The sequence below is a fragment of the uncultured Tateyamaria sp. genome, from assembly GCF_947497045.1.
Taxonomy (GTDB): domain Bacteria; phylum Pseudomonadota; class Alphaproteobacteria; order Rhodobacterales; family Rhodobacteraceae; genus Tateyamaria.
The window spans coordinates 1-5,907 of sequence record NZ_CANMEU010000027.1 but is presented as its reverse complement, the minus strand read 5'-3'; the positions used below and the strand labels follow the sequence as shown (position 1 = coordinate 5,907).

10 protein-coding genes are annotated in these 5,907 nt (G+C 52.9%); 1 reads left to right on the top strand and 9 read right to left on the bottom strand.

Features of this window, described 5'->3' with window-relative positions:
- Window positions 1–535: 535 nt before the first annotated feature.
- From Q0859_RS21190 to Q0859_RS21150, 9 genes are all read right to left on the bottom strand, one after another.
- A complete protein-coding gene (locus Q0859_RS21190) occupies window positions 536–958 on the bottom strand; it encodes a hypothetical protein (protein ID WP_299155104.1) in 423 nt (140 codons plus the stop codon).
- Window positions 955–1,407, bottom strand: coding sequence for a hypothetical protein (locus Q0859_RS21185; RefSeq protein WP_299155103.1), 453 nt, complete (start codon window positions 1,405–1,407; stop codon window positions 955–957). Before Q0859_RS21185 ends, Q0859_RS21190 begins: the two co-directional genes overlap by 4 nt.
- 41 nt (window positions 1,408–1,448) lie before the next feature.
- Complete coding sequence (locus Q0859_RS21180) at window positions 1,449–1,862, bottom strand: hypothetical protein (RefSeq protein WP_299155100.1); 414 nt, start codon at window positions 1,860–1,862, stop codon at window positions 1,449–1,451.
- Between the two features lie 3 nt (window positions 1,863–1,865).
- Window positions 1,866–2,180: a PepSY domain-containing protein gene (locus Q0859_RS21175; protein ID WP_299155099.1), complete on the bottom strand. Its 315-nt coding sequence runs from the start codon at window positions 2,178–2,180 to the stop codon at window positions 1,866–1,868.
- A 1-nt stretch (window position 2,181) separates the two neighbouring features.
- Window positions 2,182–2,859, bottom strand: coding sequence for a ferric reductase-like transmembrane domain-containing protein (locus Q0859_RS21170; protein ID WP_299155097.1), 678 nt, complete (start codon window positions 2,857–2,859; stop codon window positions 2,182–2,184).
- Between the two features lie 63 nt (window positions 2,860–2,922).
- Window positions 2,923–3,459, bottom strand: coding sequence for a luciferase family protein (locus Q0859_RS21165; RefSeq protein WP_299155096.1), 537 nt, complete (start codon window positions 3,457–3,459; stop codon window positions 2,923–2,925).
- Window positions 3,456–3,848, bottom strand: coding sequence for a hypothetical protein (locus Q0859_RS21160; RefSeq protein ID WP_299155094.1), 393 nt, complete (start codon window positions 3,846–3,848; stop codon window positions 3,456–3,458). The genes Q0859_RS21165 and Q0859_RS21160 overlap by 4 nt, the downstream gene beginning before the upstream one ends.
- Before the next feature lie 124 nt (window positions 3,849–3,972).
- The gene (locus Q0859_RS21155; protein WP_299155093.1) at window positions 3,973–4,464 is read right to left on the bottom strand and encodes a nuclear transport factor 2 family protein; all 492 of its coding nucleotides are present in this window, start codon (window positions 4,462–4,464) and stop codon (window positions 3,973–3,975) included.
- A 24-nt stretch (window positions 4,465–4,488) separates the two neighbouring features.
- The gene (locus Q0859_RS21150) at window positions 4,489–4,983 is read right to left on the bottom strand and encodes an ester cyclase (RefSeq protein ID WP_299155091.1); all 495 of its coding nucleotides are present in this window, start codon (window positions 4,981–4,983) and stop codon (window positions 4,489–4,491) included.
- A 175-nt stretch (window positions 4,984–5,158) separates the two neighbouring features.
- Between Q0859_RS21150 and Q0859_RS21145 the strand changes: the two genes are divergently transcribed.
- Window positions 5,159–5,749, top strand: coding sequence for a TetR/AcrR family transcriptional regulator (locus tag Q0859_RS21145; protein ID WP_299155089.1), 591 nt, complete (start codon window positions 5,159–5,161; stop codon window positions 5,747–5,749).
- The last annotated feature ends 158 nt before the right edge of the window (window positions 5,750–5,907 follow it).

Here is a 5,907-nt window from a genome sequence, read left to right as displayed (position 1 = left end):
GAGAGGGGAACCGCCCAACAGCGGTTCCCCTCTTTTTGCGTTTGCTCCGATTGAGAGAAATGAGGTCTGCTCTGCGGACATTTCTGCCATTCGATTTCTTTAAGCTAAGGTCCGCTATGGATGCATTATGCCTCCAAAGTTCAGCGGATCGATTGTTGCGAAGACACTCTGGAAACAGACGGCGGCCGCGCTGATGACTGCTGGCCGCAACCTCGTTCGAATCGAGTGTCTTCTAACGAAGCAAAGTCCCAATGATTTCATCTTCGAAGAGATCTACGTGCTGAAGCAGCACACCAATGAAACACCAGTGACGTTTGACTAAAATTGGCTGCAATGCCAAAACCTGCAATCCGCCCAAATGACTGTGGTCAAAGGGTGGATACTGATTAAGTTCACCTGATTATCGCGTGATCAATGCTGAAGGTAGCAATTTCAGCGAACCAACTGCCGAATTTTGACATCGACCGTTGGCTCACCTTTCTCAATCTACCGGTTGTTATTGTCATCGGACGCGCGTTCAGCTTCATCGAGTGCGTCACTGATCCAGGCTATGCACAGTCCCATTCTGAAAGAGATTTCTTTGATTATCGGTCCCGTAGCCAATCAAGCCGGTCGATGCCATTACGCTCTTGTTGAAATCAAAAATTAACGTGATGAAATCTGGACGATCTGCCTGATCCCAGCTGACCACAAAAAGACCATCACTCATTTCGCGAGAGCGGTAGGGGATGTCTTGCGCCTTATTGCCTGCCCGCCTTCCTTCAATCCACTCATAGCGTGCCAACCCGTTTTCAAAGGTGAGTAGCATCCGCGCGCCGTTGGCATCATAGCTCCAATCAATTGTCGCGCCATCAAGTACGTGTTCCTCCGCTTCTGATTGGGCCGATGCTGTACCGGTGGACAGCGAGACTGCGCAAATCAAAGCGAATTGAGCCAGTTGTTTGCCGAAGGGTTTCATGCATTTTCCTTTGTTGATGCGTCAAGTGGTGTGTTGTCGGCTTTCACAGTCTTCCAGACTGCGATGAATGCCAGAATTTCGATGGCGACAATTACTAGGTGGACGCTGAAGTCCGTCATCGGTCCCGCAGGGGCGTTTGCAATTGGGAAAAGCGGATCAATGACCGTTTCCGCACCCTCTCGAAAGATATTCATCGCCAAGACGATCAGATATTGCCGCGGATCCTGAGTGATCAGAACGAAGATCGAGGCCGCTGCCATAGTCGCCGTGCGCCCGCCCATCTCGAATATCAAGTTGAGCATCGGTACGCCTTCGACCGGGACGCCCGTTGCTGCCAAAAGCTGGTGGTCGAAGAAGTACATATAGACCTGCCCCAACATGATCAGCGTAAGGACGATCTGAAGCAGGTTCACCCAGATGGGGATCACAGAATTGGTGTATCGATTCATGGGAACGTCCAGACGTTGTCTGAAGATGAAGGCAAGTTATTCTAGTTCATCGTGACATGTTCGATGACGCCACCCTGAAAGCCGAAGAACGGTTCATCATTGCCGTATCTCGCCAGGACAGAAACCGAACTTGTATTGGATTTGAAGTTGTAAACCATCGTAACAAACGTCTTGCTTTGTGGTTCGTTCCATCCAACCAAATAGATGTCTGTATCCAGTTTTTGAGATTTGTAGGGCACGGTTACTGATGGGTTCCCGGCTTGCCGTCCTGCAATCCAGGCATAGGTCACTTCACCATCTGCAAATGAGATATCTGCCGCGTCGGCATTCTGATTTTGAAATGTAAAATTGATGCCATCCAGGAGATATTCGTCCCTGTCTAAACTTGTCTTTTCCTGAGCGATTGCCGGGACACTCAGCGAAACGGCGAGAATTAGAGCCAAAATGGTCTTCATTGTTCAGTTTCCTTCTTTGGTTGCGTCGAACAGGATACGGCCCCGCTGCGAGATCAATTCAGCCTCGCCAGTGACGGGATGAAAATAGCCCTCAACGCGTTGCCCGTCCGGGTTGGTCCCGTAGACCTCCCAACAGCCGCCGTCTTCTTTCATGAAGCGGACGGACCAACCGTTTGCTTCCAGTTTCTCTTCCAGCTGGGCCTTGGACAGCCAGTCAGCACTCTCTGTCGCTTCGCATTGATGGATACCGGTCGCGCCGACACTCAGCGGTATGCAAAGAGCGGCGGATAAAACCGCAATGTTCGTTTTTCCAAGCATGTTATGCTCCTTGGGTTTCGCGTTTGGGGAGGAAGATTTTGGCCACACGATAGAGTTCAAGCGCCGCGAGCGGCACAAAATGGACCAGCGCTGGCCCGATATTGTTGTGTACGAAGATCCAATGCAGCAGTGTGGCGACGGCGGCGATGTAAACTGTCCGCTGTAGCGTTTTCCAATGCGTCCCCAGCTTTCGAACAGCCGCATCGGTGGATGTGACAGCAAGCGACACAAAGATCAGCATCGCCAACCAGCCGGTCCAGATACCAAGTGCCAGGAACTCACCCAGAATTGCGCGAAGGCTGCCCATATCCACGATGTAAAGAAGCGTATGGAGCAGAGCATAAAAAAACGCCGCTACGCCAAAGTAACGCCTGCGCTTCATCATCCATCGCAGAAACCCCGAGGTGGGAAACAACATCCGCAGAGGTGTCAGAGCCATGGTGATAACAAGGAACCGCGCGCTGAACTCGCCCGTTGGATGCAAAAGCATTTCAGTGATCGGTTTGCCGTCAGGGACCGGCGTTCCGTTGATCAGTGCCACGATCATCGGCACTGAAGGCAAGGCAAGCAAGGTCCAGATGAAGTAGCGGTGGTCGAGGAATTGCCTGACCATAAGTAGGCTCCTTGGCATTATGGTATCGCGTTCATTGAACGCGCAGTCGGTCGATTTCGATCGCACATTTGTTTCGGGAACGACGGTCTGCGCATGCAGAAGCAATCTCGCTAAGAGGCATCTACGGCGTTACTCGGTCGGATGTTTGCCGGTGATATAGGTGTAAGATTGCTCGACCAATTGTGTCACGACGTCCAGCTCTTGTTCGTTGAGCGGCGAATAGATCATGACAAAGCCTTCCCAACCGTCGTTCTGCTCCGCCCAAGGATGCGCGACGGCCCATCCCGCCTGGACCGCTGCAACTGCAAGTTCCGGGTCAAGCGATGCGTGCAGGCTTCCGTCGGGATGCAAGTGCGCAAACTCCAAGCCGCCAACAATAGAGTTGGGCTGCGCAAGGGGCATGTCGGAGCTCAGTTGGAAGCCCACAGCACCCGGCAAGGACACGCGCGTCGCGCCAAGTGTGACCCCTGGGAACTCGGATACCCGCCGCGCCAGCTCAGCCGACAATTCTGCTTTGCCTTCGAAATCGACTTGGACATGCGGCACGCCATTCGTCGTTCGTGGGCGTTCACCCTGTCGCTGAGGTAACTCCATGCTTTGCGCGTATGCCGCGGAAGCAATGCAAAGCGCTGTCAGCGCTACGACCCATTTTGACATACCAATCATCTGGTGTCTCCTTTTGCTGCGCGCATGGCGCGATAACTTACCAAGGCGCTGGCAGCTCCTATGACAACAAAAATGCCGATAAAAATGACCGAAGCCGTATTGGGAGGGGTCTCTGCCAGGGCCTCGAGCGCGTCGCTGGTTTCGCGGAAAATCCCAATCACAAAGATCAAGAAATACGCGGTCGGGTTGCGCAGGATTGCTGAGATTACAGCTCCGACTGCGACACCCAACTCGCGGCCGCCCCAACCGATCGTATGAGTTTCCATCAAGCCAATCCCAAGAAGTGCGGGCACGCCCAAAACGAAGCCGAAGACGACTACTATGAACAGGAACACGGTCGCCCAAATCGGGACACCCGGCGCCGACAGCTTGTTTTTAAATGACATCATTGCGAACATTCCTTGCGCGCATTGGTGGAGCCCCACGTCGGACGGTTACGGGCGGGTCATCGCTCGGTTTCAATGGCTGGTTTTGAGGAACCGCGGCACAGTCTTGCAGCGGTTCCAACATTTTTTATCCGTGATAGGCTTGGCTCACAGCAAAGCTGTCCTCAAACCAGTTCCACAGCACGACCTTGCCGTCCCGCACTTTGGCTCTGAGCGCGAACGTAAAATCGCCGATTTCCTTACCGGACTTGGTCGTGATCCCGTTCATGTCGCCAAAGATCGCGACCGTGTCGCCATGCGCAAAGGCATCGGTGTTTTCCCACTTGGTCGTTTGGAAGTTCTCGCTGAAGACACCAAGGAAACCAAAGATCGCCTCTTTGCCTTCCCACGGGCCGATCCACGGTATAGTTGGGTCACCTTCGTTTTTCCAAACCATATCATCGGCCATTAGGTCAGCCATGGTTTCCATGTCTCCGCCGCCCATTGCGCCCATGAAGGCCATCACGGTGTCAAAAGTTGCTTGGCTTTCGTCATCCATCGACTGTGCAGTGGCAGGCGATAGAACCGCCATGCCTGCTGCAGCCATTGTTGACGCGACAAGTATCTGTCGTCTGTTCATATCATTTCCTTTCCTTATCGAGGCCTACCGGCCCGAAAGTTGTTGAAGCGCTCCGGCCCAGTCTTCGACGTGGTGGGAACTGACGATCTTGCCGTCTTCAATTTTGTGAATGTCGATGGTCATGATGTCGAAGCTGCGGCCTTCTCCATCGACACCGAAGAACGGCGCGACGGGTGTGCCGGTGGCACGACTGCGGACGGTGACAAAATCACCAGCTTCGTGCATGTCCTGAACAGCCCAGTTGAGGTCAGGGATAAGCTTTGCAAATCCGCCGACCTGGCCAAGAAACGCCTCGCGCGATTTATTCGCTCCCGAGTAGTCCCCAATACTTTCCCAATCATCAGCTGTGACAGATACGAATGCGGTGGTCGCGTCTTCAGAACCGGGATTGCTGAGAAGATCGTAGAATGCCTGAACTGTCTCTTTGTTGTCAGCCATAGCTGTTGACGCAAACGCCGCGATCGACAAGGCGGTGGCAAGAGAGATGCGTTTTGCGGTCGTAGCAAGATGTCGTTTCATCTTTTCAATTCCTTCAGGTTGCCATGGAGCAAGCTCCATTTCGTCAATTGGGTAATCCTTCGCTGAAGTTGACAGTCTCGACCCTGTTCCCAAGAGTGGCGAAAGAAGACCCTTGCGAGACATATAGAACATTTTGTTTTGATACGCAACATAATGTTCTATAGATGGATGAAACATGACAAAAGCTGATGACCCCCGCCTCCTTGCAACGCGAAGCATTGCGCTAGATGCTGCTCTCGAAATTCTTCGCACCGAAGGCGTGCTTGCAGTGACACACGCATCGATCAGTACGAAGACAGGAGTTTCGCGCAGCACTCTTTACCGGCACTGGCCGCAAATCGACCAACTACGCACCGATGCATTCAAACGCGCCGCAAGTCCGCCCGTTATTGCTCCCAAGACGAATGGGCCGCTCCATGCCGATTTAACGTGGCTTCTCGGTATATTAATGTCGGCCTTGAACGACACACCCTGGGGACAGATCGCTCCGCAGATTATTTCGGGCGCGGCCACAAATAATGAGACCAAGTCACTAATTAACGAGTTCATGCATGAGCGCATGTCTTATGTCAGAGAGGTATTCGACGCGGCCGAACAACGAGGCGAGCTTGCCATTGATGCGCCTATTGAACAGCTGATCGATACGGCAATCGCAGTTCCCTATTTCAGACATCTCATTGCTGGTCTGCCCTTAGATCACGAATGGTTAGAGAGCCACGTGGATATGATATGTCGTCTGGCTGAGAAGCCCGGTGAAGCCTCCTGACTCAAGGTATCCATCTATCGAGCTTTCGAAGTCCAGAGGCAGAAGTTCTGGTCTTTGCCGTCGAAGCAAAACACACAAACCTGATGGGGTGGATGGCTCCTGCTCCAACCGGCGTCGCAATGCGCCATACTGCAGATGTCCACATCTGCTTTTGAGAG

What these genes read in the sequence shown, in the direction of transcription:
- Q0859_RS21190 (WP_299155104.1), bottom strand. Translation starts at nt 958, where the DNA reads ATGAAACCCTTCGGCAAACAACTGGCTCAATTCGCTTTGATTTGCGCA.
- Q0859_RS21185 (WP_299155103.1), bottom strand. Translation starts at nt 1,407, where the DNA reads ATGAATCGATACACCAATTCTGTGATCCCCATCTGGGTGAACCTGCTT.
- Q0859_RS21180 (WP_299155100.1), bottom strand. Translation starts at nt 1,862, where the DNA reads ATGAAGACCATTTTGGCTCTAATTCTCGCCGTTTCGCTGAGTGTCCCG.
- Q0859_RS21175 (WP_299155099.1), bottom strand. Translation starts at nt 2,180, where the DNA reads ATGCTTGGAAAAACGAACATTGCGGTTTTATCCGCCGCTCTTTGCATA.
- Q0859_RS21165 (WP_299155096.1), bottom strand. Translation starts at nt 3,459, where the DNA reads ATGATTGGTATGTCAAAATGGGTCGTAGCGCTGACAGCGCTTTGCATT.
- Q0859_RS21160 (WP_299155094.1), bottom strand. Translation starts at nt 3,848, where the DNA reads ATGATGTCATTTAAAAACAAGCTGTCGGCGCCGGGTGTCCCGATTTGG.
- Q0859_RS21155 (WP_299155093.1), bottom strand. Translation starts at nt 4,464, where the DNA reads ATGAACAGACGACAGATACTTGTCGCGTCAACAATGGCTGCAGCAGGC.
- Q0859_RS21150 (WP_299155091.1), bottom strand. Translation starts at nt 4,983, where the DNA reads ATGAAACGACATCTTGCTACGACCGCAAAACGCATCTCTCTTGCCACC.
- Q0859_RS21145 (WP_299155089.1), top strand. Translation starts at nt 5,159, where the DNA reads ATGACAAAAGCTGATGACCCCCGCCTCCTTGCAACGCGAAGCATTGCG.